Raw genomic sequence first — 24,938 nt, 5'->3', positions numbered from 1 at the left:
TAGGAGTTTATTGTTTGTTGTTTATAGTTACAGTTCTAAACTATAAACTATAAACTTATATAAATCGGTTCTTTAGTCAAGTATTTTTTGCCGGCATACTGCCATTCCATATTAATGTCCCATTGACCGCCTACCAATTTTGATTTAGGTATGAGCAAAGTTGGATTAGACAACGAAATCGGAGTATCGAAATCTAATTTTTTGTTAGACGGTCTGTAGAGGGACACAGTACCTGTAATTTGGGTAGCATTAAAATCCTTTGGGAATTCAATTGTAATTCCTTCGCTGGTTTTGGTTATAATTGGTTTTACTTTTAAATCCTGTGCATTTTGTACACGATCCATTTCTTCTTGAAAACGGGCATCGTGTTTGTAATATTCCTCAACAACCAATTCATTATCGTATTTCGAATTAGACTGAACTTTAATCACAAAATACAATATAAAACTTATGAATAGTGCAATGGCTATGGCTAATCCTGTTCCCCAATTTATTTTTTTCATACTCTTATTTTTTTGAAGAAAACAATCCTTATTTAATCAAAACTTCTCGGGCTTAAAAAACTAGTACTGGTAGTTTCTATTTTTTTATCACCGTTATAGACTTCTATTTTTAATTTTGTTTTATCGCTTTCTAGCAAATATTTATTGATTTCAATAAATAAAGTTCCACTAGTCATTCCTTGTTTCGGTACTCGCAAAGTTTGCTTTCCTACTACTTTTAATTCTCCTTTGATATTTTTTAATTTAAAGTGAATTGCATTAAAATCGTCGTTAGTTTTGTTGATAATTTTATAGGTAAACACATTACTGATGTTCTCCCCTTTGTGCTGATACAACTGACCTGGTAATCGTAAAATCAACGCCTCAACATCTGTTCGCAAGAACAACAAACCTATTAACATTCCCACTAAAATAGTAAGAACTGCGGTATACCCTTTCATTCGGGTGGTGAATTTAAAAGGCGCTTTTTTCTCAATTTCATCTTCCGATGCATAGCGAATCAACCCTTTTGGCAATCCCACACTTTCCATGATGGTATCACACTCATCGATACAGGCGGTACAATTCACACATTCCAGCTGCGTACCGTTTCGAATATCAATTCCCGTAGGACACACATTCACACATTGACGGCAATCGATACAATCTCCTTTACCAGTTAAGGTTCTATCTTCTTTTTTATTGAATTTTGCACGTCCGGTTTCTTTTTCGCCTCTAACAAAATCATAGGCTACATTTATTGATTTATTATCTAAAAGTACCCCTTGCAACCTGCCGTATGGACAGGCAATAATACATACCTGCTCTCTGAACCACACAAAAATAAAATAGAAGATTCCAGTAAAAATCAATAACGAAATCAAGGTTTTTAAATGATGAGCAGGATTGTCTCCAATTATTTCAATCAGATTATCACTTCCTATCAAATAGGCTAAAAATACATTGGCAATTCCGAAAGAAATCATCAAAAAAACCGTCCATTTTAATGCTTTTTTCTAATCTTTTCGGTATTCCATTCCTGTTTTGCTAATCGCATTTGAGCTCCCCTATCGCCTTCAATCCAATATTCTATTCTTCGAAAGACCATTTCCAAAAAAATAGTTTGCGGACAAATCCAACCACAAAAAATACGTCCAAAGATTACCGTAAACAGAATAATAAATACTACCCCAATAATCATAAAAAGCACAACCAGATAAAAATCCTGAGGCCAAAATGGATAACCAAAAATATTAAAGCGACGCTCTAAAATGTTGAACATCATGAACTGATTTCCATTTACTTTCAGAAACGGATTCGAAATAAGAATTAGCAACAAAAAATAACTCACCCACTTGCGGTAGTCGTAAAACTTTCCGGAAGGTTTTTTAGGGTAAATAAATTTCCGTTTCCCTTCATTATCAATCGTTCCAATGCTATCTCTAAAAGCTTCGTTGGCTATCTTTGACATTTTGTATCTTTTTTAAACCATTAAGAAAGTTAAGAGTATTAAGTTTACACATAATAACTCTTAATACCTTAATGGTTTGTAATAACTTTTACTATTTTGCTTCGGCTATTGATGAACTTTCTTCTTCCCAAATTTCTCCTTCAGCTTCTTTGGCATCTTTAGGATTACTTCCCTTTAAAGACATAATATAACTGGCTACTTTTTGGATTTCTTTAGGTTTCAATGTCCCTTTCCAAGAAATCATTCCTTTTCCGTCTCGACCACCATTAGTAATCGTGTTGAAAATATTTTTAATTCCTCCGCCTAAAATCCAGTGATCATCGGTTAAGTTGGGTCCAATTTGCCCTCCTGCATCGGCTCTGTGGCAAGCGGCACAATTAGCTTCGAAAGTTGCTTTTCCAATAGCCAGATCAGCAGGTTCTGTAAGTTGCGTTACTGTTTTTTCATCCATCAAATCAGGAGCATTTTTCATATACTCTGCCACTTCAATTTTGGCTTGAGCCAATTCCTTTTTCAATTCCATTTCCTGGTTATCAGCGCCTAAAATTTCAAAACGAACCAAATAAATTGCTGCAAAAATGATACAAGCATAGAAAGAATACACCCACCATGGTGGTAAATTATTGTCTAACTCTTTGATACCATCGTAATCGTGGTTTAACAGCAAGCTACCTTCATTTTCGATAGGAACGCTCTTTGTTAACTTTTTCATCAAATTTTTAAACCAAGTTGATTCTTTAAGTGGCAATTGTTCTTCGGCAGCTAATCTTGCTTTTTCTTCCTCTGGCAACAATTGATAAACGATAGCATCTGCAGCGCTAATTACCATTTCTACAGCAATCAATAGCACTAAAATTATCACTAAAACAAGGTCAACCATAGGGTATTTGATAAAGGCTGCCCTATCTCCAGAGTCAATAAAATATTCTATAGCACCAAAGATGATGAAGAAAAATACTGGTACTCTTACATATGCTGGGATTAATTTTTTCATTTTACTTATTTTGAAATTATACTACAAACTATCTCTTAATGGAATTTCGCTCATTTCATCGATTTTTTCCTTTTTATAGGAGAAAACCCAAAGTGCTAATCCCACAAAGAAGGAAAAGAAAATCAACAACGACAGTATTGGATAAATCTCCACTCCTGCTATAGTTTCCATATTGTGCTTTATTTGTTCAAACATGATACTTCTTTATTTAGTTCGTTTTCACTTTAATATCAGTTCCTAATCTTTGGATGTAAGCAATTAAGGCTACAATTTCTCTATCTTTCATTGGAACAAATTGCTCTCCTCTTGCTGCTGCTTTCTTTTTACTTTCTTCATAACTTTTTACAAAGTCAGGATCAGAGTGTAAACTGGTTTCAATTTTTTTAGATTGCTCTTGAATTGATTTTTCAGCATTTGCAATATCAGCATCCGTATAAGGAACGCCTAGAGTTCTCATTACTTCCATTTTTCCTTCGATATCAGAAATATCCAAAGCTTTATTGTCAAATAACCATTTGTATCCTGGCATGATAGAACCTGCAGAAGTACTTTGTGGAGACCACATGTGGTTAAAATGCCAGTTGTCATTGTATTTTCCTCCAACTCTTAACAAATCAGGACCTGTACGTTTTGAACCCCAAAGGAATGGATGATCGTAAACAAATTCCCCTGCTTTAGATTGAGGACCGTAACGTTCTACCTCACTTCTAAACGGACGTACCATTTGAGAGTGACAAGCCACACAACCTTCACGGATATACAAATCACGTCCTTCTAATTCTAATGGTGTGTATGGTTTTACACTTGTAATGGTTGGTATATTCGATTTTACCATAATCGTAGGAACGATTTGAATAATTCCTCCAATCAGGATTGCTACAGTAGCTAAAATGGTCAATTGGATAGGTTTTCTTTCTAACCAAGGGTGGAATTTCTCCCCTTTAATTCTTCCAGCACTGATTTTTTGTAAAGCTGGTGCTTCTGCTAACTCATCTTCAACAATACTATTGGCTTGAACTGTTTTGTAGATATTATACACTAAAACTAAAATACCAGCTACATACATCGTTCCTCCTACTGCTCTCATCCAATACATTGGAATAATTTGAGTTACGGTTTCTAAGAAGTTACCATAAGTTAATGTTCCATCAGGATTGAATTGTTTCCACATAGAAGCTTGTAAAAAACCAGCAACATACATTGGTAATGTATAAAGGATAATTCCTAAAGTACCAATCCAGAAATGAACATTAGCCAATTTTAAAGAGTACAAAGGTCCTTTAGTCATTCGAGGTACCAACCAATAAATGATACCAAAAGCCATAAATCCATTCCAAGCTAATGCGCCAACGTGTACGTGAGCAATAATCCAATCGGTGAAGTGCGCAATAGCATTTACATTTTTAAGAGACAACATTGGACCTTCAAAAGTAGCCATACCATAACCTGTAACTGCCACGACGAAGAATTTCAATACTGGTTCTACACGTACTTTATCCCAAGCACCACGCAATGTCAATAATCCGTTAATCATACCTCCCCAAGACGGAGCAATCAACATTACTGAGAATACAACTCCTAAATTCTGTGCCCAGTTAGGTAAAGCAGAATACAATAAGTGGTGTGGTCCTGCCCAGATATATAAGAAAATTAAAGACCAAAAGTGCACAATTGATAATCGATAAGAATATACAGGACGATTAGCCGCTTTAGGAATAAAATAATACATCATTCCTAAGAAAGGGGTTGTCAAGAAAAATGCTACCGCATTGTGGCCGTACCACCATTGTACTAAGGCATCTTGAACACCAGCATAAACAGAATAACTTTTTAATGCTGAAACAGGCAAAGCCAAACTGTTAAAAATATGCAATACCGCTACAGTAACAAAAGTGGCTAGGTAGAACCAAATCGCTACATACAAGTGACGCTCTCTTCTTTTTAAGATTGTTCCAATCATATTGATACCAAAAACAACCCAAATAAGTGCAATTGCAATATCGATAGGCCATTCTAACTCGGCATATTCCTTAGATGTTGAATATCCTAGAGGAAGCGAAATAGCCGCTGCTACGATAATTAATTGCCATCCCCAGAAGTTAATGTTACTCAAAAGGTCGCTAAACATTCTGGCTTTTAAAAGTCGCTGTAACGAATAATAAATCCCCGCAAACATCGCGTTACCAACAAAAGCAAAAATAACAGCATTAGTATGCAAGGGTCTTAATCTACCAAAACTCAACCAGGAAACTCCATCAGTCAGGTTAGGGAATAAAAATAAGATTGCTAATAAAAGTCCGACAGACATCCCTACTACCCCAAATACTATGGTAGCGTAGATGAACTTTTTAACAATTTTGTTGTCGTAATAAAACTGTTGCATTTCCATAATTAATTACTTTTTTCTTCTGTTGTTTGTATTTCTTTTTTGGCTTTTAATTTTACTTCATCGTCAAAAAGCATTCTGACTGATGGTGTGTAATCGTCGTCAAACTGACCGTTTTTGACTGCCATAAAAAAGGCAATCAGAAAAGCAACAGCGACGATTATGCTAATGGTGATTAATAAATAGATGACACTCATACCTTAAATTTGTGTTAACAAAATTACTTTAGACCTTTTAGAGAAAATATGACATTTATCATACAAGCTGTTTTTATTTTACTTCAAAGACTCGTTACGTTTTAATTGCTTCTGCTTTATGATTTTATTCAAAAAAATTCGCTACGTTTTTCAACCCATAACTCATACCCCACAACTCACAACTCACAACTTCTTCGCATAATAATTACTCATTACCGTCACAAAACTCACAATGGTTACTGTACTTAAAGGCATTATAATGGCTGCTACTAAAGGTTCTAATTGCCCCGTTACAGCATAAGTTAGCCCTACTACATTATACAGTAAAGACAATCCAAAACTCATTTTGATAACCAACATTGCTTTCTTTGAAAATTTTAAAAAATAATGCAGTTTTTGAAACTGACTTGCTTCTAAAATCGCATCACAGGCAGGCGAAAAAACATTTACATTTTCCGAAATAGAAACGCCCACATTACTTTGTGCTAAGGCTCCAGCATCATTCAATCCGTCTCCTACCATCATCACATTTTTCCCCTTGTCTTGTAATTGCTTGATGAATGCTAGTTTTTGTTCTGGTTTTTGATTGAAAACCAATTCGGTTCCGGCAGGTAAAAGTGTTTCTAAAGCGGCTTTTTCACCTTCATTATCACCAGACAACACTTTTATTTGGTAATTGGATTTCAAACTTCTGAAAAGCGTTTCTAAACCATCACGATATTGATTTTTAAAAATATATTTTCCATAATAGATTCCATCAATTTGAATGTGAACCGAAGTTTGTAAGGTCGAATTCGCTTCAGAACTTCCTGCAAAGTTTGCCGAACCTATTTTAACCGAACTTTCCACCACTTTTGCCTGAATTCCTTTTCCGGTGATTTCTTCAAAATCGCTGATTTTCACTTTGCCTACATCTGGTAAAAAGTCATATAACATGCGACTTAAAGGATGGTTAGACCCCCGAAGCACTGATTTAACCTGAATTAAATTAGTTTCAGAAAGAGGCTCTCCTTCATACGAAATATTCGATTTTTTATTGGTGGTAATCGTTCCGGTTTTATCAAAAACAATCGTATCTACTTTTGCCAATTGTTCGATTACCAAAGCATTTTTAAGATAAAATTTTTGCTTGCCTACAATTCGCAATACATTTCCCAAAGTAAAGGGAGCTGTCAAAGCCAAAGCACAGGGACAAGCTACAATCAATACCGCTGTAAAAACATTAAAAGCAGTATTTACATCTTTAAAAATCCAATAAGCAAATCCCACAAAAGCAATCAATAATAATATGGGTGTGAAATAACGTGAAATGCTGTCGGTGATGTTTTTGTGTTTTTGTTCTACATTTTTCTGGAATACATCATTGCTCCATAATTGCGTCAGATAGCTTTGAGAAACCGAAAACAGCACTTCCATTTCGATTACTTCCCCTATTTGTTTTCCTCCTGCAAAAACTTTATCACCTGATTTTTTGTTTATAGGGATGGCTTCACCGGTAACAAAACTATAGTCAATAGTCGCATTTTCACTTATCAGGATTCCGTCAACGGGAATTAATTCCTGATTTCTAATGAGTAATCGGTCACCTTTTTGAATATCATAAACAGCTACACTTTCTTCAGAAGCATCGGTATTAATTCGGGTAACAGCAACCGGGAAATAGGATTTAAAATCTCTTTCGAAACTCAAAAAACTATAGGTTTTAATCTGGAACATTTTGCCCAAAAGCATAAAGAAAACCAAACCTGTCAAACTATCAAAAAAACCAGAACCGTAATCCATCACAATATCAACCGTGCTTCGAATAAAAAAAACAACAATTCCTAAAGCAATCGGAATATCAATATTGAGCATTCCGGATTTAATACTTTTATAAGCCGAAACATAATAGCCACTGGCCGAATACAAAAAGGATGGCAATGACAAAGCAAAAATCAACCATCTGAAAAACGGTTTGTAATTGTCCAGCCAAAATTCCTTCACCTCAAAATATTCCGGAAAAGAAAGCAGCATAATATTTCCAAAACAAAAGAAAGCCACACCTAATTTATAGGTTAAACTTCGATCGACTTTTTGTTTTCCTGTTTCGTAATTTTCCAGACTGATATAAGGTTCGTAGCCAATGGAACACAACAATTTTACAATTTCGCTAAGCGAAACTATCTGTGGATTGTAGTTAATACGCACTTTTTTATCAGGAAAATTAACTTGAGAAACATTTATTCCCTTTTGAAGGCGTTGTAAATTTTCCAGAATCCAAATACAAGAGCTACAATGTATATGAGGAATGCTAAGTGAAACAATAGCGGTTGTATCCTCTTGAAATTCCAATAATTTTGAAACGATGTTTTCATTTTCTAAAAAATCATATTTACCATTATTATCCTGCGGAGTTGCTCCAGGTGATTTTTCGAAATCATAATACGAAGTCAAATCATTCTGACTAAAAATTTCGTAAACCGTTTTACAACCGGCACAACAAAATTTCTTTTCATCAAAAATAATTTCAGCTTCTTTTTCAATATTTAAACCACAATGGAAACAGTTTTGTGTATCCATAACTTTGCTCATTTACCTGATACAAAGGTCTTAAATGAATATTAATTAAAATATGATATATATCATATAAATGATTAATTTTACAGTATCAAAAAACCATTTCGATATGAGTAAATGCGAACAATGTATCGTGAGAGAATTCAGCTCCTTAAAAGCACTGAGCAAAGAAGAACTTGTTAAACTTGCAGAATGCAAAACTTCACGTATTGTCAAAAAAGGTGAGGTAATTTTTGAAGAAGGCGAAAATGTAAATGGTATTTTTTGCGTTAAAGACGGCGTTTGTAAATTAACAAAATTGAGTCCGAATGGGAAAGATCATATCGTCAAACTGGTAGCCAAAGGCGAACTTTTAGGACAACGCTCGATGATAAGTGAGGAACCTGTAAACCTTAGCGCTGTGGCGCTTGAAGACATGCAAATTTGCTTTGTTCCTAAAAGCGAAATCATGGGCTTTTTTGACAATAACAACCAATTTTCGATGAATGTGATGAAAACCATTTGCGGTGACCTGAAAGAAGCCGACAGCCAAATGGTAAATATGGCACAAAAAACCGTAAAAGAACGTCTGGCCGAAACTCTACTCTATCTTCAGGATACTTTTGGCAAAAACGAAGACGATACCTTAAAAATCCAATTGACACGAGACGAATTAGCTAGTATGATTGGTACCGCTACCGAAAGCTGTATTCGTTTACTTTCCGATTTTAATAAATCTGGATTGATTGAATTAAAAGGAAAAAAATCATCCTTAAAGATATTCCTAAGCTGAAAAAGATGGTTTAAGGTTAAATCTAAATACAAATCAAAAAGCGTTTTCGGACGCTTTTTTTATGCTCCAAAAGAACGTATAAATTACTATTTTATAAGAAAAATGGTTTATATTTAAAATACTAACAGTTATAATTATGAAAAAACTACAATACAGCGTGAACATCAATGCAGCTGTGACTAAGGTTTATGATTTAATGCTGGGAATTAGTAATAAAACTACATATGAGCAATGGACTGCTATGTTTCAACCTACCTCTACCTATGAAAAAGGCAACAAAATACTTTTTATTGGGGTAGATGAAAATGGCAATAAAGGAGGTATGGTTCCCGACCGCTCGGATTTACACACAAACGTTAGCGCGGATTTATAATCCGTGCCCGTTCCAATAAAAAAAATATTGAAATACTGGATGAGATTGCTTCGTCACTCGCAAAGACTGGCTTGACGGTTTGGGTCATTGCGAGCGATAGCGTGGCAATCTAACTAAACTTAGGCTATGAAAAGCCGACTTCTCAGATTTACATACAAACAGTTAGCGTAGAATTGCACTCTGTCCTCGCAACAATAAGAAACATTGTAGAAATCCTACATGAAATGCTTCCTTCGTTAATAAGTCTAATTTTTGAGATGTATTTGACTTTATTTTATCATTCACTCAACAGAGTCCGTTGAGTAGGAGTTAAAGCTAGAAATATATTAAACAATCCTATTAATTCACAAATTCTTACAATTGTAATGCTCTTACCTAGAAACTTCATTTTCAACTTTAATTTATCCAGGCTTTAAAATCAGAAACACGTTCTCGGGCTACGATTATTTCTTCGGATGTAAAGTTTTTTAAAATTAATTTCAATCGGGAATTGGAATATAACTGAATCTCTTCTATTGCCTTTAAGGCAATTACGTATTTTCTATTGATTCGAAAAAAATCTTTCGGGTTGAGTTCGGCTTCAATATTTTCCAATGAAACATCTAACAAATAATCCCGTTTTTCATTGGAATACAAATAAGTTCCTTTGTTTTCACTATAAAAACAAACTGCATTTTCAGTAGGGATAATCTTGATTTGATTCCCAATTTTTACTGAATAACGTGTTTTGTATTCTTTTTCAATTGGATTCACTAACAATCTTTTTATTGCTTCAAAATCGAAAGTAGCAATATTATTTGATTGAAAATGCTTTTTAAATTTTGCAATGGCAAGCTCTAAATCATCTTCATCAATAGGCTTTAACAAATAATCGATACTGTTTAATTTAAAGGCACGTAATGCATATTCATCATAAGCGGTTGTAAAAATGATGGCACTGCTAATATTGACCTTTTCAAAAATTTCAAACGACAAACCATCGGAAAGTTGAATATCCAGGAAAATTAAATCGGGTTGCTGATTATTTTGAAACCAAGCCAAAGCTTCTTCAACCGAATGCAGCATTTGATTTACGGTATAACCCAGCTTTTCCACTTTTCGCTGTAGTAATCGCGCTGCCGGTTTTTCGTCTTCTATGATGATAATTTTCATGTTTTACAGTAGATGGTTTATAGTTACAATTTACACTTGATATTGAAATTGTTATTGATATTTCTTCTTTTCTTGTTCCATCAGTTCATTTATTTTGCGTTGTTCCCATTCTTTTCCTAATAAAAAGTTTGGTAGAAAAACATTGGCAGCATGACCTAACAAACCTATTCCCCAAAAGAATGGTGTTGCTAAGTTTTTCCATTGTAATAGATTTTCGCCTGTAGGTAAATCTTTCACATTAGCTACAAAAATAAAAATGTTAACTATTACATATACAATCAAATGGGTATAAAAACCTTTAATTTGTTTTACTCTCTTTTTCGCTTCTGTGTATTGAATTTCATTAGTTGCTTCCATAACTATTCCCATTTTTTTTGATTATGATTTTCTTTTTCTATTAATTCGTTGATTTTCTTTTGTTCCCAATCTTTCCCAAAGAATGGTATAATTTCAAATGTTCCCAAGGCGTGAAACAAAACACCTATTCCCCAGCCCATTAATGTCCAAATAAACCAAAGATATTGAGGTGTGTAGTAGAAATTGATAAAAGCTAAAAACGAAACTACAATTACGTATGTTAGCAAATGGCTATAAAAATCTTTAAGCTTTTTTACCTTTTTTTGAGCGGCTTCATAGCGTTCAAATTCTGATTTGTTTGTTTCCATGATTAATTATAGTATTTTTTGTTTGATTTATCGTTGTTGATTAATTCTTCTATTTTTCTTTCTTCCCAATCTTTTCCAAAACCGAAAACATTAACGGCTTTTAAAGCTATTGACATTCCCCAGGCTGCTAACACAATCCAAAACCAATTATTACTGTAATGTGGATAGCTGGATACGGCTAAGAAGGAAATTACGATGACGTAAACAAATAAACTTTTATAAAAGTTTCTTATTTTTTGAACTCTTTCTTTTGCTTTTACATAAGCTAAATCTTCGTTGTAAGTGGCTGTTGCATTCATAGTTATTGTTATTTGTTTGGTTAATATGGGAAGATTTACTTTAAAAATGGCGTCACTTTCTTCAATGCTAACTTTTCTATCTGTTAAAATCGCATAGCGACTGATGATATTTTGCAATCCAACGCCTTTTCTGTCTTGTAATACTTCTTTCTTTTGTTTGTTATTTTCAATTATTAATTCGTTTTTTTCGATGTAAATTTTAATATGCAATGGTTTGGGTTCACTTACCGTGTTGTGTTTAATACAATTTTCCAATAAAAGTTGTAATGATAAGGGCACTACTTTGGCTTCGGGAATAGTAACAACTTCGGGTAATTCAAACGAAATGCTGTTTTCAAAACGCATTTTCAACAAATTCATATAGGTTTTGGCGAAAGCCAATTCTTCTTCAACAGTTACCAATTCTTTATCACGCTGTTCCAAAACATACCGATAAACCTTTGATAATGATGTGGTAAACTTTTGTGCCGAATCCGGATTCTCTTCTATTAAAGAACTCAATACATTTAAACTGTTGAATAAAAAATGAGGATCGAGTTGGTTTTTTAAACTTTCAAATTGAGCAGAAGCTGTACCGGCAATTATTTTTTCTTGTTTTACGCGGTTTTCCTGATAATTTTTATAGAAATACAACAGATGTATTACAAGCGAAACAATTACTGTTATAATCAATGCCACAATGTAATACGATGGTTTTTCTCCGTTTAAAAAATCAGCTACCGGAGTTTTATCAATAATTACTTCTTCTAAAAATCGTAAAACAAAAATGGTGATCATACTCAGCCCAAACGACAAGCCAAAACCAATTAGAATTCTATTAAAACTAAGCGCAGTGATTTTATTTTTTTTATAAACCAAAGCAAATACATACGCATTAGTAAAATAAAGTACCACCGTGTATAAAAGCGTATAAAATAAATTCCATTGTAAGCTTTCTAAAGTTGGAAGCTGCAAACTGGCACTGTAATTTATAATTTGAATAACTACAAATACAATTAAGCCAATTCCAACCGATTTTACTAATTCTTTTTGAACATTCATTTTGTTATCAATTATATTTTACCAATTTTTCCTGTTTGTATTCGGTTTTCTAATCGAAATATAAACTTTACCGATGTTTAAAAATACTAAAAAGTTAGACAAGCTTTTTAAAACAATACACCATAGCTAATTCTCTTATATTTTGAGCTTTTATTTTAGACATTAAACTTTGTTTTTATTGATTTACAAGACAAAGTTGCAACACTGGGTTTAACTTTAAAAAAAGATATTACCGAATTGTATTATTTTGAGGATGAATTGTAGATAATGGTATTAAAAAACGATAACGGGCTCTATTTTGAGTAACTTATTAATTATTTTAGCAGGATAGTAAAACCTACAAATTAATCACAAGACCAATGGAAAAACAATTTTACGCTGTATATCTAAACCCTTGTCGTCCTGATTTTGCCATGACTATGACTGATGAAGAAAAAGCTATCATGATGGAACATATTGCTTATTGGACCGAAAAAATGAATCAGGGAAAAGTATATGCTTTTGGACCGGTAATGGATCCTAAAGCCATTTATGGTTTGGGAGTTGTTGCAGTTGCCAACGAAGACGAACTTAAAGATTTTATTGCTAATGATCCGGCTGGTAAAATCAACAATTATGAATATTTCCCAATGAGAGCGGTTGTTCCTGCACTTGCAGGAGAGTAAAAAGAAAAATAGTTTAGGAAATATACATCAAATGAAAACTTGTAGTATTTCCTAAACTATCGTATTTCTAATAAATCAATCAAACGACTTATTCTTTTTTATACAATTTATATAATTCTTCCTTATCCTTTACTGCGATATCGGTTCGTTTTTCTTTTCCGTTAGCGTCTTGATAAACTAATTGATAGGATGCATTTTTATTGACTTTGAATTTTAAAAACTTATTCAAATCATCTATGGGTGAAGGAGAATAACCAAAATCTACTGCATTACCTTCTTTTAAATTACTATTTTCTCAGCCACACGTTGAAGCTCTTTGTCTGATTTCGATTGGAACAATTGCAAACTAATCCAAACCTCATCTGGTTTTAAGTTTTCCAAAAGTTGTTGTTTAGCGTACAAATCAATATATCTTTTGGTCACATTTTCGGCATGAATAGCTGTTGAGAGTGTATCCCATTCCAGTCTGAAATAAGTCTCTTTAGGTTTATAAGAAGAAGCATAAATCCAGTGTCTTGGATTCGAGATATCGGCTCTTCCGGCATCGGCTAAAAACCAGGCTTTATTTAAATCTTCTGGATAATACTCTGTAAAATACCACTGACCATCTACCCAAACCTCAACCCAACTGTGATTTCCTTTCATATTCGTCCACATTGGAGTTCCAGCCATTCTAGCAGGAATACCCACAGAACGAAAAGCATCAACTAATAAAAAAGAAAGTCCGGTACAAGTTGCCATTTTTTCTTTGATAGATTGAAATGGACTAATATTTACTATGCTACGTTTTGTATTGTATTCTACGGATAATAACTCTCTAATATTAGCATTAACTGCTTTAATCGCTTGACGAACATCTTTGGTATTTTTAACCAAAGGGGAAAATTTCAAATAAAAATCATTACGCCAGTTATCTCTTTCTTCATCAAAACAATAGTACGGTAAAACTTCGTTAAAGAAAATAGAATCGGGTAGTTTAGAACACCAAGGAAACTCTTTTTTCACCTTATAGGCTCCATCAATTTGATCTTTGATATAAGGAATACTCAAGGTTTTCAAATCGCGTTCGGGCATGTATGCAATAAGAAAAGAAGCCGCTTCATAATGCTCCTTGGGAACAGTATTTAAAAAATAGCGCAAGGAATCCTTTCTTTCACCTGATTGTAGCAAAGCTTTCTTTAATAATTTATCGTATTTAGGCAAGAACGCTCTGTTTTTAATTTGGCCGAACGCCAAAAAAGGAATGATGATAAAAATACAAACAAGACGACTCAATTTCTTCATTGATGTATATTTATAAAGGTTATGTAAAACTAAAAAAAATAGAATTTTAAGACTAAAATTAGACAAATCCTTTAATAACTTGCTATTTACGAATCCTATTTAACATTTGATAAAACCTGTATTTTTTTGAATTACTATTGAAAAAAAAGACCCTATTATGAAATTAATAAATTGCAAATTCTAAATTTTTTAAAATAGAAAAATCAGAAATTTTTATTTTAGAATTCATAAAAAAAATTTCATTACTCGAGATGCAGAATTGCTTTCCATTTTTATAAAAATCAAAAAATTAACAAGAACTTCGTCAGAAATATTGGGGTTAAAATATTCTTTAAGACAATTTGTTCTTTACTAGTCCTCTTTACATGGAAGTATTCGCTTTATCAAAAACAAAATAGTATTCTATTTTTTAGTAATTTAATAGTAAATTTTATCATCTACCTCAGCGTTGCCGAAAACTGCATATTGAAAGAGTAGGCCTTAATTTTTGGAACTATGAAAAAGTTTATCATTTCAATAGTCATGGCGTTTTTAGTGCTTAATGCATTTTCACAAACAGCCAAAACCCCTTTTACAAGAGACTATTATTTGGAAAAAAGTCAAAAACAGAAAAAAATGGCTTGGAGACTGTTTGGTGCAGGGTTAGGTATTGCAGCAATTGGAGGCATCGTACAATTAAGCAATACAAATTCAAATACTTGGGAATTTGATTTCACAGGTGCCTATATTGCTGCAGGTGGAGGTGTTTTAACCTTAGCGAGTATTCCCTGTTTTGTGAATGCTGCGAAAAACAAAAAAATGGCTATAGCCATAACTATGGACAATCAGAAGATTCTATTTCCTCAAGAAAGTACTTTTATTTTCAAAAAACAAGCTGCTCTTTGTTTTAAGATTGATTTTTAGTTTAGGGGTTATATTACTTTAGTTTTAGGTTTTAGGTTCATTGCTAACCTCTAATTTCTAACCTCTAATTTCTAACTCCTAAAGTCGCTTCGCTTCCTCCCAAAATTGGAATATGTGAAAATCAAAGATTTTCAATTCCTGTTATTTTGGAAGCCGCTTCGCTTCCTCCCAAAATTGGAATATGTGAAAATCAAAGATTTTCAATTCCTGTTATTTTGGAAGCCGCTTCGCTTCCTCCCAAAATTGGAATATGTGAAAATCAAAGATTTTCAATTCCTGTTATTTTGGAAGCCGCTTCGCTTCCTCCCAAAAAACATCCATTTCAGCGAGAGTCATATCTTTTAGGGATTTACCTAATTCCCCTGCTTTGCTTTCCAGATATTGGAATCTTTTAATGAACTTTTTATTGGTACGTTCTAAAGCGTCTTCGGGATTAACATTTAAAAAACGGGCATAATTAATCATTGAAAATAAAACATCGCCAAATTCGGCTTCTATTTTATCCTGATTTCCTGATTGTACTTCGACTTGCAATTCTTCTAATTCTTCTTGCACCTTATCCCAAACCTGATGCGATTCTTCCCAATCAAAGCCTACACCTTTTACCTTATCCTGAATACGACTCGCTTTGACTAAGGCTGGCAAACTTCTTGGAACTCCCTCTAGTACAGATTTTTTTCCTTCTTTAAGTTTGAGTTTTTCCCAATTTTGCTTCACCTCTTCTTCATCTTTCACAGAGACATCACCGTAAATATGGGGATGACGATGAATCAATTTTTCGCAAATATCATTACAAACATCGGCAATATCAAAATCCTGAGTTTCACTACCAATTTTTGCATAAAAAACAATATGCAATAACAAATCGCCTAGCTCCTTTTTGACTTCATTTAAATCATTATCCAAAATGGCATCACCCAATTCGTAGGTTTCTTCAATTGTTAAATGACGTAAACTTTGCAAGGTTTGCTTTTTATCCCAAGGACATTTTGCACGCAAATCGTCCATAATATCTAATAATCGTTCAAAAGCTTGTAGTTGTATTTGTCTTGCGTTCATTATGAATAGTTTTGTGTAAAAATAAGAAATCCTGTGTTCTAAGATGATTAGAGCACAGGATTTTTATACTGTTTAGAAGTAATTATTCCGTTACTTTTTTAGCTTTTTTTGGTTTTTCTGCTGGTGCTTCTGCTTCTACAGCTACGGTCTCAGCTACTTCTTCTGATGCAGCTTCAGCTTCAATGAATCCCTTAGACTGCAATGTATTGTACCAGTTTATTATTTTCTTAATATCAGAAGCATATACTCTTTCATCGTCATAATTAGGTAAAATTTCTTTAAAGTAAGCAGCCAAAGTTGCATTATCTTCTTTGTGAGAAATTGCAGGACCGTTGTTTTCTTTAGTGGCAATGCTAGCAATAACTTCTTTTAGTGGTTTTTCACCTTCATAAGTGTACACTGAAATTTCAGATAACAAACTCACATTACTTTTTAAATTTACCGTGATTTTCTTTCCGTCAACTAATGATTCAGCAACAAAACCAGTACGTGTTTGCACTTTTAAAACATATAAACCTGGTTTTCCTGAAATCGCTAATATTTTTTCTAAATTCATGCTTTATTAATTATTATTAAGAATTGATTTTTTTATTATGTGTCAAAATTTTGTCAAAAACGATACCAAAACAAGTTGTTATCTTGATTTTTTACCAAAAAAACGCATTCTATAATCTTGGAATGTTTTTCCTTCCATGATATTTTTCAGCTTTCCTTTGATTAATCGTTTTTTCAAAGAAGAAATTTTGTCGGTAAACAAAATACCTTCGATATGATCGTATTCGTGTTGGATTACACGAGCAATCAAACCGTCGAAAACTTCTGTTTTCATTACAAAATCTTCTTCACAATATTCAATAGTAACTTTTTCTTTACGATATACATCCTCACGAACATCTGGAATGCTCAAACAGCCTTCATTAAACGCCCACTCTTCACCTTCTTCTTTTATAATTTTAGCATTAATAAAAGTACGTTTAAAACCTTTTAATTGATTTTGTTCATCGGCTTTTAAATCTTCGTCGTCACTAAATGGTGTTGCATCTATAACAAATAAACGTATCGCTAATCCTACTTGAGGAGCCGCTAATCCTACTCCTGAAGCGTTATACATTGTTTCGTACATGTTTGCGATCGTTTCTTTCAAATTAGGATACTCAGGAGTTATATTCTCTCCTACCTTTCTTAAAACCGGATCACCATATCCTACAATTGGTAAAATCATTGTTATTGTATTAAAAATTTATTAGGCTATTTAAAGCTATAATCCCTTAGATTAGGATTGCCAAAAATAGTAAATTTAAAACAATGCTTAAAGGATTAACAATAAATAGTCATTTAAAATTTACCCCTTAAAAAAGAGTCCTTTTTTGCCTGTTAATCCACCTCACAATTCATACCTTTGTATATTATCTAAAAAAGTATGATTTCAAGAATTCAGAAATTTGTTTCAAGTACTGAGTTTACTAATGCTCTCAAAATAACAATTGCCGCTGTTTCACCTGTTTTGTTATTTTCCTATCTAGATAATTTTGCGATTGGTTTTACTATTGCTTTAGGCGCTTTCTTTACTTTCCATAGTGACATTCCGAGCAATTTAAAACATAAAATAAATGGTTTATTAGTTACTTCATTTATTATTGCTGGAGTAAATCTGATTATAAATCTGACTTACCCATTACCCTGGTTATTTTATCCCACATTGATTGTATTAATCTTTTGTGTATCGATGATTTTAGTGTATGGACAGCGTGCAACCATGGTTTCATTTTCGGCATTATTATCTTTATCTCTTGCTTTTGCACACTTGAATACAGGATGGGAAATGCTAGAATATTCAGGACTACTATTAGCGGGTGGTTTATTTTACACTCTCATTTCAGTGATTTTTTTTCATATTAAACCCAATCGCTATGTCGAATTACAGTTGGCCGAATGCATCCGACTTACCGCAAAATATCTAAAATTACGTGGTGATCTTTGGGAACTGAACTCTAATCGAAAAGCGATTACTAAAAAACAGTTGCATCTTCAGGTTGAACTAAATGTTTTGCATGAAAATATCCGAGAAGTACTTATTACTAACCGAACCAAATCGGGTTCATCAGGACAAAACCGAAATTTATTATTGAGTTTTATCTCTTTGGTTGAAATCTTGGAATTAGCTATTTCAACTTCTTTTGATCATAATAAATTTCACCAAAAATTTGATGGTTATCCAAAAGCACTCGAATCCTATCAAAATTTAGCATACAGCTTAGCTAAAAACATGAAAGCCTTGTCGAGAAGTATTGAAAACCACAAACCGTATTTGGCTGAACACAACTTAATTGAAAACTTACAACAATTTGAATTAGCGATAAACGATTATAAGAAAAATATCCAAAACGAATCTTCCTCAGAAGAGGTTTTGATGCTCATTACCATGCTCCATTATGCAGAAAAACAGGTGGAGAAAATCATTACACTTGAGCGTGCTTATTCGACAAATAATAATACTAAAGATTTAATAAAAGGGAGAGATAAAGACATTGAAAAATTTATCAAACCACAGTATTATCCGCTTAGTACTTTTGTAGAAAACCTAAGTTTCAAATCGACTGTTTTTAGACATTCGCTACGAATAACTATTACTATTCTTTTGGGATATATGATTGGAAAAATACTCCCTTTAGAAAATGTATACTGGATTATTTTGACGATTGTGGTTATTATGAAACAAGGTTTTGGAATCACAAATGAACGAACCTATCATCGAATAATAGGAACTCTTATTGGTGGTCTTATTGCTTTTGGTATTCTATATATAGTCAAGGATTCTTATGTTATTAGCACAATGGCTATCATTGCCATGTTACTTGGTTTTACCTTTAATCCAACCAATTACAAAATTGGTTCTACTTTTATTACTATTTATGTAGTTTTAATTTACGGTGTATTATCACCAGACAACGGCAATGTATTAGAATACCGAATTTTAGACACTATTGTAGGCGCTTGTTTATGCTTATTAGCTAATTATTTTTTATGGCCATCTTGGGAGTTTTTAAATCTTCCTTCCTATATTCAAAGTGCTATTGAGGCAAATCGAAACTACTTAAAAGAAATTTCTGTAATATACAACACAAAAGTGGATGTATCAACAGAATACCGACTGGCTAGAAAACAAGCCTTCATTGAAATAGGAAATCTTATGGCTTCGTTCCAACGAATGCTACAAGAACCCAAGTCTAAACAAAACAAATTGCCACAGGTTTACAAGCTAACTGTTTTAAACCATTCGTTACTTTCTTCACTAGCTTCATTGGGAACCTATATTCAATCGCATAAAACAACTGAGGCGTCTAAAGCTTTCAATGTTGTTGTAAACAAAGTGATTTCTAATTTAGAAATAGCGATGGAATTATTAAAAAATCCAAATCCAGATGCCAAAACTTTCGTGTCCAACGAAGATTTAAATCAAAGACTTACTGAATTGAAAAAATTAGAGCAAAAGAACTCCAACAAATTCAATTAATTGACGAAGAAGCTTACCAAATAAAAATGCAAGAAGCGCAATTGGTCATCGAACAATTAATTTGGATGACTGGATTGTCCGAAAACATATTAAAAACCACACAGTTACTTACAACTGTAAAAAGAGAATCCCAACAATAAGTTGGGATTCTCTTTGATTTCTATAAAAATTAGCTTATTGTAATTTTAAAACAGTTGCTGTATGCTCTCTAACTTGTTTTAACAACTCTGGATTTTCGTTTAATTTTTGTCCGTAAGAAGGAATCATTTCTTTAAACTTAGCCTGCCATTCAGGAGTTTTCATTTCGTCTTTATAACATCTGCTAATAACATCAATCATAATAGAAACAGCTGTAGATGCACCAGGTGACGCTCCTAGTAAAACGGATAAAGTACCATCTGCAGAAGTAATAACTTCTGTTCCAAACTCTAACTTACCACCTTCTTTTTCGTCTTTTTTAATGACTTGTACACGTTGTCCTGCACGCTCTAAAACCCAATCTTTAGATCGAGCCGATGGAACATATTCTCGTAAAGCTTTTATTCTATCTGCAGGCGATTGACGTACTTGTTCAATTAAATATTTTGTTAATGGGATGTTTTTAATTCCAGCCATCACCATTGGTACAATATTATCCAATTGAATAGATTTTGGCAAATCCGAATATTTACCATTTTTCAAAAATCGGGTAGAGAATCCTGCAAATGGACCAAAAAGCAATTGTTTTTCCCCATTAATCATTCTTGAATCAATATGTGGAACCGACATAGGTGGTGCTCCTACACTTGCTTTACCATAAACTTTAGATTCATGTTGCGCAATTACATCTGGATTGGTACAACGCAACCATTGCCCACTTACTGGAAATCCTCCAAAACCTTTTCCTTCTGGAATATCTGCTTTTTCTAACAATGGTAACGATCCTCCCCCAGCTCCAATAAAAACAAATTTTGTGTAGGCTTTTCTAACACTTCTGTCAGTCAAATTGTTTATTTTGATTCTCCAAGACTTATCTTCACGTTGTCTTAATTTTTTAACTTCATGGTGAAAGTACATGTTTACTCCTTCCATTTTAGTTAAATGACTAAACATATTTCGAGTCAATTCACCAAAATTCACATCTGTACCAATAGCCATTGTAGTACCAGCAACCTTACCTGATTCTTTTCTACCTTCCATTACTAGAGGCATCCATTTTTTTAATTCCGTAAAATCGGTACTGAATTGCATTTCTTCAAAAAGTGGATTTGCTTGTAATACTTTGAATCGTTTAGTTAAGTATTCTACATTTTCATCACCCCAAACAAAACTGATGTGTGGAATTCTTTTTATAAAATTCTCCGGTGAAGATACTTTTCCTTGCTGTACTAAATAAGCCCAAAATTGACGAGAAACCTCAAAAGACTCTGCTATGCTAATCGCTTTATTAGGATTAATGCTCCCATCTGGTCCCTCAGGAGTATAATTCAACTCACAAAACGCTGAATGACCTGTCCCTGCATTATTCCACGCATCTGAACTTTCGGCAGCAGCATTATCTAATCTTTCGTAAATATCAATAGTTAAATCAGGTTGTAATTCTTTTAGAATCAAGCCTAGAGTTGCACTCATTATTCCAGCCCCAATAAGAACTACATCACTTTGTGAACGTATGGTTGTATCAGACATAATATTATTTTTAATCGGCGCAAAGATACTCTAATATTATTGTAATTAAAAGAGTGATTTGGATTGAAAAAGTTACATTTATCACTAAATTTTATCGTTTTAACAAAGAATTATTAAAACATTTTTCGAGATAAATAATCTTGCAACATTATAGTAGCCGAAATCTCATCAATCAATGCTTTATTTTGACGTTGTTTCTTTTTTAAACCACTATCTATCATGGTTTGAAAAGCCATTTTGGATGTAAATCGTTCATCCACACGAACTACTTTCATTTCAGGAAAATGATTGGTAAAATGGGTCACAAACCCCTTAATAATGGAAGCACTTTGAGAAGGCTCACCATTCATTTGTTTAGGCTCACCTATAAGTACCAATTCTACTTTTTCTTTCGAAAAATAATCTTTTAAAAAATCGATAGTGGTAGCCGAAGGAATCGTTGTTAAGCCCGAAGCGATGATTTGAAGCTCATCGGTAACAGCAATCCCTGTTCGTTTTTGTCCGTAATCTATAGCGAGAATTCTTGGCATTATATTTTTTTCCAAAGATACTGAATTAATAACTCAAATAAGAACCTCCCAAAAAGCAAACTAATGAAAAAAACTTTCCTTTTTTGCTTTTACTTAAAAAGCCTATATTTGCCAAAAAATAAAATTAAACGATGAGCAATTTACAAACAATTATAGAACAAGCCTGGGAAAACAGAGCTTTGTTGCAAGAAGAAACAACTACTAATGCTATTAGAGAAGTAATCGAATTATTAGATTCAGGAAAATTACGTGTTGCTGAACCAAAAGGTGACGGATGGCAAGTAAACGAATGGGTTAAGAAAGCGGTAGTAATGTACTTCCCTATTCAAAAAATGGAAACTTGGGAAGCTGGAATTTTCGAATACCACGATAAAATGGAATTGAAAAAAGACTATGCTGAAAAAGGTGTTCGTGTAGTTCCTGGTGCCTCTGCTCGTTACGGTTCGTTTATTTCTAGTGGAGTTATCATGATGCCAAGTTATGTAAACATTGGTGCTTATGTTGACGCGGGAACGATGGTTGACACTTGGGCTACTGTAGGTAGTTGTGCTCAAATTGGAAAAGACGTTCACTTAAGTGGAGGTGTTGGAATTGGTGGTGTTTTAGAACCATTACAAGCTGCCCCTGTGATCATCGAGGACGGTGCTTTTATTGGTTCTCGTTGTATCGTTGTAGAAGGTGTTCACGTAGGTAAAGAAGCAGTTCTTGGTGCTAATGTTTGTTTGACTGCTTCTACAAAAATTATTGACATAACTGGTGACGAACCAGTTGAAATGAAAGGTTTTGTTCCTGCTCGTTCAGTGGTTATTCCTGGAAGTTACACTAAAAAATTCGCCGCTGGTGAATACCAAGTTCCATGTGCATTAATTATTGGTACTCGTAAACCATCAACTGACTTAAAAACATCTCTAAACAATGCGTTAAGAGAGTACGATGTAGCAGTTTAACAAAAAACTAATATTTTAAATTCCAAATTCCAATAGAAACATTAAATTGGGATTTGGAATTTTTATTTGCTCCAATTTATATAATCATTTGATTTTCTAGAAAATGAAAATACTTGTAATTCAAAACAAAATGATTGGCGATGTGTTGATTAGTAGCATCATTTGCAACAATTTAAAAAAAGCATATCCAAATGCACAAATTGATTATTTAGTTAATGATAATACAATCGATGTTTTAAAAGGAAACCCTAATATTGATTCATTAATCATCTTTGAAAAGAAACATCAAAACAGCACTTACGAACTTATAAAATTTGCTTTAGGACTTAGAAAAAACAAATACGATTTAGTTATTGATGCTTATTCAAAACTACAAAGTTGGATAATTGTATTGCTTTGTGGAGGTAAGAGAAAAAATTTCATATAAAAAAATTGGCCGCACATTTTTATATGATGAAAACATCCCATATGCTGAAAACCCTTCAACTAATTTAGGATTAGCAATTGAAAGAAGACTTTCTTTGTTAACTCCATTGAATTTGAATTTTGAACTTGATGGTCAACCCAAATTATTCTTAGACCAATCAGAAAAAGATTTTGCTGATAAAATATTTGAAAATCACAAAGTAGACAAATCAAAAAAAATAGTAATGATAAGTTTATTAGGAAGTGAAAAACTTAAAACCTATCCTCTTCAATATATGACAGAAATTATAGATTTTATTTCTGATAAATATAACGTTAACATATTGTTTAATTATTTTCCGAAACAACTTGAAGAAGCTAAAATTGTTTTTAATAGCTGTAAAAAAAGTACTCAACAAAATATTTATTTTGATTTACTAGGTTCTAGTTTACGAGAATATATTGCAATTATGAATAAATGCGATTTAATCATAGGTAATGATGGTGGTGCCATAAATCTTGCAAAAGCACTTAACAAACCTTCTTTCATTATATTTTCGCCTTGGATAGAGAAAAAAATCTGGGCTACTTTTGAAGATGAAAAAAAACATTTATCTATTCATTTGAATGATATCGAACCGAATTTAATTAGTAGTAAAACCGAAAAAGAATTAAAAGAAAACGCTATACAACTTTACGAAAAATTAGAACCAAGATTTGTAATTGAAAAAATTACTCCTTTTTTAGATTCTCATCTTTTATAATACCAGTTGAAATCCAAGTAATATTATTTTTAATGTTATACGCTCTTAATGCTAAATTTTTATTCCACTCTTCTTGATTGAAATAAGCGCGTGCATGATCTAAATGCAAACAAACAGCACTATATCGAATTTGTTTTGAAAGTATTCCTAAATTAAATAGTCGTTCACCCACTTCTCTATCTAAACCACCATATTGCATTATTTCGTTAAAACCATTCACCGCAATTAAATCTTTCTTAAAACAAGAAGTATTATGTCCATTGAAGGTTCTTTTTATTGGAGTTAACCAATTCATAAAAGAAGCAAAAAGAGAAAATTTGGTCAGCTTTGATAATTTAAAGGTTTTGGAAACTCCATTTTTTATCAACCAAGAAATGGAAAAACAATCTTGATTTTGTATGTTTTCTTATGAAATTTCATGAGAAGTTTCCATTGGTAATTTAAAATAACCTCCCGACAAGAAATAACCTTCTTCTTTGTGTTTTAAATGTTGAGCAACAAAATCTTTTCGTGGAATACAATCGCCATCAGTAAAAAGTAAATAATCGGAATTGGTTTTTAAAATGGCTTTATTTAAGATTTTGCATTTCTGAAAACCATTATCCTCTTGCCAAACATGAACAATAGGAAACTGAAATTTATCCCGAAAAGAGTCAATAACCAATTTTGTTTTTTCGATAGAACCATCATCGGCTATGACAATTTCAAAATCAAGCTCTGTTTGGACACTTTATCCAACAAGCACTTTTTGAAGCCATTCTTCCGAATTGTAAGTAGTGACGATTACTGATAATTTCATCTAATGAATAAA

At 33.0% G+C, this 24,938-nt stretch carries 25 protein-coding genes and 2 pseudogenes; 8 read left to right on the top strand and 19 right to left on the bottom strand.

What is annotated here, in order from left to right:
* Positions 1–47: 47 nt before the first annotated feature.
* The 7 genes and pseudogenes from P5P90_RS00490 to P5P90_RS00460 form a co-directional block, all read right to left on the bottom strand.
* Complete coding sequence (locus P5P90_RS00490) at positions 48–503, bottom strand: FixH family protein (RefSeq protein ID WP_278035310.1); 456 nt, start codon at positions 501–503, stop codon at positions 48–50.
* A gap of 32 nt (positions 504–535) precedes the next feature.
* Positions 536–1,953, bottom strand: a pseudogene (gene ccoG, locus P5P90_RS00485) (cytochrome c oxidase accessory protein CcoG).
* Positions 1,954–2,044: 91 nt separating this feature from the next.
* On the bottom strand, positions 2,045–2,947 hold the full coding sequence (locus P5P90_RS00480) for a cbb3-type cytochrome c oxidase N-terminal domain-containing protein (RefSeq protein ID WP_278035309.1): 903 nt from the start codon (positions 2,945–2,947) through the stop codon (positions 2,045–2,047).
* Between the two features lie 21 nt (positions 2,948–2,968).
* Positions 2,969–3,118, bottom strand: coding sequence for a CcoQ/FixQ family Cbb3-type cytochrome c oxidase assembly chaperone (locus tag P5P90_RS00475; protein WP_379775702.1), 150 nt, complete (start codon positions 3,116–3,118; stop codon positions 2,969–2,971).
* A 37-nt stretch (positions 3,119–3,155) separates the two neighbouring features.
* Positions 3,156–5,336 carry a cytochrome-c oxidase, cbb3-type subunit I gene (gene ccoN, locus P5P90_RS00470; protein WP_278035307.1) on the bottom strand — a complete coding sequence of 727 codons (2,181 nt, stop codon included), beginning with the start codon at positions 5,334–5,336 and terminating at the stop codon, positions 3,156–3,158.
* A 2-nt stretch (positions 5,337–5,338) separates the two neighbouring features.
* Complete coding sequence (gene ccoS, locus P5P90_RS00465; RefSeq protein WP_278035306.1) at positions 5,339–5,530, bottom strand: cbb3-type cytochrome oxidase assembly protein CcoS; 192 nt, start codon at positions 5,528–5,530, stop codon at positions 5,339–5,341.
* A 183-nt stretch (positions 5,531–5,713) separates the two neighbouring features.
* On the bottom strand, positions 5,714–8,089 hold the full coding sequence (locus P5P90_RS00460; RefSeq protein WP_278035305.1) for a heavy metal translocating P-type ATPase: 2,376 nt from the start codon (positions 8,087–8,089) through the stop codon (positions 5,714–5,716).
* A gap of 106 nt (positions 8,090–8,195) precedes the next feature.
* Between P5P90_RS00460 and P5P90_RS00455 the strand changes: the two genes are divergently transcribed.
* Positions 8,196–8,858, top strand: a complete 663-nt coding sequence (locus tag P5P90_RS00455) for a Crp/Fnr family transcriptional regulator (RefSeq protein ID WP_278035304.1) — start codon at positions 8,196–8,198, stop codon at positions 8,856–8,858.
* Between the two features lie 136 nt (positions 8,859–8,994).
* Positions 8,995–9,231, top strand: coding sequence for a hypothetical protein (locus P5P90_RS00450; RefSeq protein ID WP_278035303.1), 237 nt, complete (start codon positions 8,995–8,997; stop codon positions 9,229–9,231).
* Between the two features lie 396 nt (positions 9,232–9,627).
* Here P5P90_RS00450 and P5P90_RS00445 read toward each other — a convergent pair whose 3' ends face one another.
* From P5P90_RS00445 to P5P90_RS00430, 4 genes are read right to left on the bottom strand one after another with little or no spacing between them, the layout of a single operon-like run.
* The gene (locus P5P90_RS00445) at positions 9,628–10,383 is read right to left on the bottom strand and encodes a LytR/AlgR family response regulator transcription factor (RefSeq protein ID WP_278035302.1); all 756 of its coding nucleotides are present in this window, start codon (positions 10,381–10,383) and stop codon (positions 9,628–9,630) included.
* Positions 10,384–10,434: 51 nt separating this feature from the next.
* Positions 10,435–10,752, bottom strand: a complete 318-nt coding sequence (locus tag P5P90_RS00440) for a 2TM domain-containing protein (protein WP_278035301.1) — start codon at positions 10,750–10,752, stop codon at positions 10,435–10,437.
* A complete protein-coding gene (locus tag P5P90_RS00435; RefSeq protein ID WP_278035300.1) occupies positions 10,743–11,048 on the bottom strand; it encodes a 2TM domain-containing protein in 306 nt (101 codons plus the stop codon). The genes P5P90_RS00440 and P5P90_RS00435 overlap by 10 nt, the downstream gene beginning before the upstream one ends.
* A gap of 2 nt (positions 11,049–11,050) precedes the next feature.
* Entirely contained in the window at positions 11,051–12,388 is a 1,338-nt protein-coding gene (locus tag P5P90_RS00430; protein ID WP_278035299.1) for a histidine kinase, read from the bottom strand.
* A gap of 359 nt (positions 12,389–12,747) precedes the next feature.
* On the opposite strand from P5P90_RS00430, the gene P5P90_RS00425 reads away from it, so the two are divergent.
* Entirely contained in the window at positions 12,748–13,053 is a 306-nt protein-coding gene (locus P5P90_RS00425) for a YciI family protein (protein WP_278035298.1), read from the top strand.
* A gap of 88 nt (positions 13,054–13,141) precedes the next feature.
* Here the strand turns inward: P5P90_RS00425 and P5P90_RS00420 are convergent, their stop codons facing one another.
* Both P5P90_RS00420 and P5P90_RS00415 read right to left on the bottom strand, forming a co-directional pair.
* Positions 13,142–13,282: a hypothetical protein gene (locus tag P5P90_RS00420; protein WP_278035297.1), complete on the bottom strand. Its 141-nt coding sequence runs from the start codon at positions 13,280–13,282 to the stop codon at positions 13,142–13,144.
* 50 nt (positions 13,283–13,332) lie between these two features.
* Positions 13,333–14,337 carry a transglutaminase-like domain-containing protein gene (locus tag P5P90_RS00415; RefSeq protein WP_278035296.1) on the bottom strand — a complete coding sequence of 335 codons (1,005 nt, stop codon included), beginning with the start codon at positions 14,335–14,337 and terminating at the stop codon, positions 13,333–13,335.
* 495 nt (positions 14,338–14,832) lie between these two features.
* Here P5P90_RS00415 and P5P90_RS00410 point away from each other — a divergent pair, with 495 nt between their 5' ends.
* A complete protein-coding gene (locus P5P90_RS00410; RefSeq protein WP_278035295.1) occupies positions 14,833–15,240 on the top strand; it encodes a hypothetical protein in 408 nt (135 codons plus the stop codon).
* Positions 15,241–15,519: 279 nt separating this feature from the next.
* Here the strand turns inward: P5P90_RS00410 and mazG are convergent, their stop codons facing one another.
* The 3 genes from mazG to def form a co-directional block, all read right to left on the bottom strand.
* Positions 15,520–16,299 (bottom strand): nucleoside triphosphate pyrophosphohydrolase, encoded by a 780-nt coding sequence (mazG, locus tag P5P90_RS00405; protein ID WP_278035294.1) that lies wholly within the window; start codon positions 16,297–16,299, stop codon positions 15,520–15,522.
* Positions 16,300–16,381: 82 nt separating this feature from the next.
* The gene (locus P5P90_RS00400; protein ID WP_278035293.1) at positions 16,382–16,855 is read right to left on the bottom strand and encodes a DUF5606 family protein; all 474 of its coding nucleotides are present in this window, start codon (positions 16,853–16,855) and stop codon (positions 16,382–16,384) included.
* Between the two features lie 78 nt (positions 16,856–16,933).
* Positions 16,934–17,521: a peptide deformylase gene (def, locus tag P5P90_RS00395; protein WP_278035292.1), complete on the bottom strand. Its 588-nt coding sequence runs from the start codon at positions 17,519–17,521 to the stop codon at positions 16,934–16,936.
* A gap of 198 nt (positions 17,522–17,719) precedes the next feature.
* On the opposite strand from def, the gene P5P90_RS00390 reads away from it, so the two are divergent.
* Entirely contained in the window at positions 17,720–19,813 is a 2,094-nt protein-coding gene (locus P5P90_RS00390; protein ID WP_278035291.1) for an FUSC family protein, read from the top strand.
* Between the two features lie 174 nt (positions 19,814–19,987).
* On the opposite strand, the gene P5P90_RS00385 is transcribed toward P5P90_RS00390, so the two are convergent.
* Positions 19,988–21,481: a malate:quinone oxidoreductase gene (locus P5P90_RS00385; RefSeq protein ID WP_278035290.1), complete on the bottom strand. Its 1,494-nt coding sequence runs from the start codon at positions 21,479–21,481 to the stop codon at positions 19,988–19,990.
* 113 nt (positions 21,482–21,594) lie between these two features.
* On the bottom strand, positions 21,595–22,011 hold the full coding sequence (gene ruvX / locus P5P90_RS00380) for a Holliday junction resolvase RuvX (protein ID WP_278035289.1): 417 nt from the start codon (positions 22,009–22,011) through the stop codon (positions 21,595–21,597).
* A 131-nt stretch (positions 22,012–22,142) separates the two neighbouring features.
* On the opposite strand from ruvX, the gene P5P90_RS00375 reads away from it, so the two are divergent.
* The 3 genes from P5P90_RS00375 (at position 22,143) to P5P90_RS00365 (ending at position 24,127) form a co-directional block, all read left to right on the top strand.
* Entirely contained in the window at positions 22,143–22,958 is an 816-nt protein-coding gene (locus tag P5P90_RS00375; protein ID WP_071183404.1) for a 2,3,4,5-tetrahydropyridine-2,6-dicarboxylate N-succinyltransferase, read from the top strand.
* Between the two features lie 103 nt (positions 22,959–23,061).
* Positions 23,062–23,385 (top strand): glycosyltransferase family 9 protein, encoded by a 324-nt coding sequence (locus tag P5P90_RS00370; RefSeq protein WP_278035288.1) that lies wholly within the window; start codon positions 23,062–23,064, stop codon positions 23,383–23,385.
* Positions 23,357–24,127: a glycosyltransferase family 9 protein gene (locus P5P90_RS00365; protein ID WP_278035287.1), complete on the top strand. Its 771-nt coding sequence runs from the start codon at positions 23,357–23,359 to the stop codon at positions 24,125–24,127. The genes P5P90_RS00370 and P5P90_RS00365 overlap by 29 nt, the downstream gene beginning before the upstream one ends.
* On the opposite strand, the pseudogene P5P90_RS14290 reads toward P5P90_RS00365, so the two are convergent.
* Positions 24,096–24,926: pseudogene (locus tag P5P90_RS14290) on the bottom strand (glycosyltransferase family 2 protein). The gene P5P90_RS00365 and the pseudogene P5P90_RS14290 sit on opposite strands and share 32 nt — an antisense overlap.
* Positions 24,927–24,938 lie beyond the last annotated feature (12 nt).

The organism is Flavobacterium nitratireducens (assembly GCF_029625335.1).
In the GTDB taxonomy this organism is placed as follows: Bacteria; Bacteroidota; Bacteroidia; order Flavobacteriales; family Flavobacteriaceae; genus Flavobacterium; species Flavobacterium nitratireducens.
Note: the sequence above shows the minus strand (reverse complement) of the source record. Positions and strands in the feature narration are given on the sequence as shown.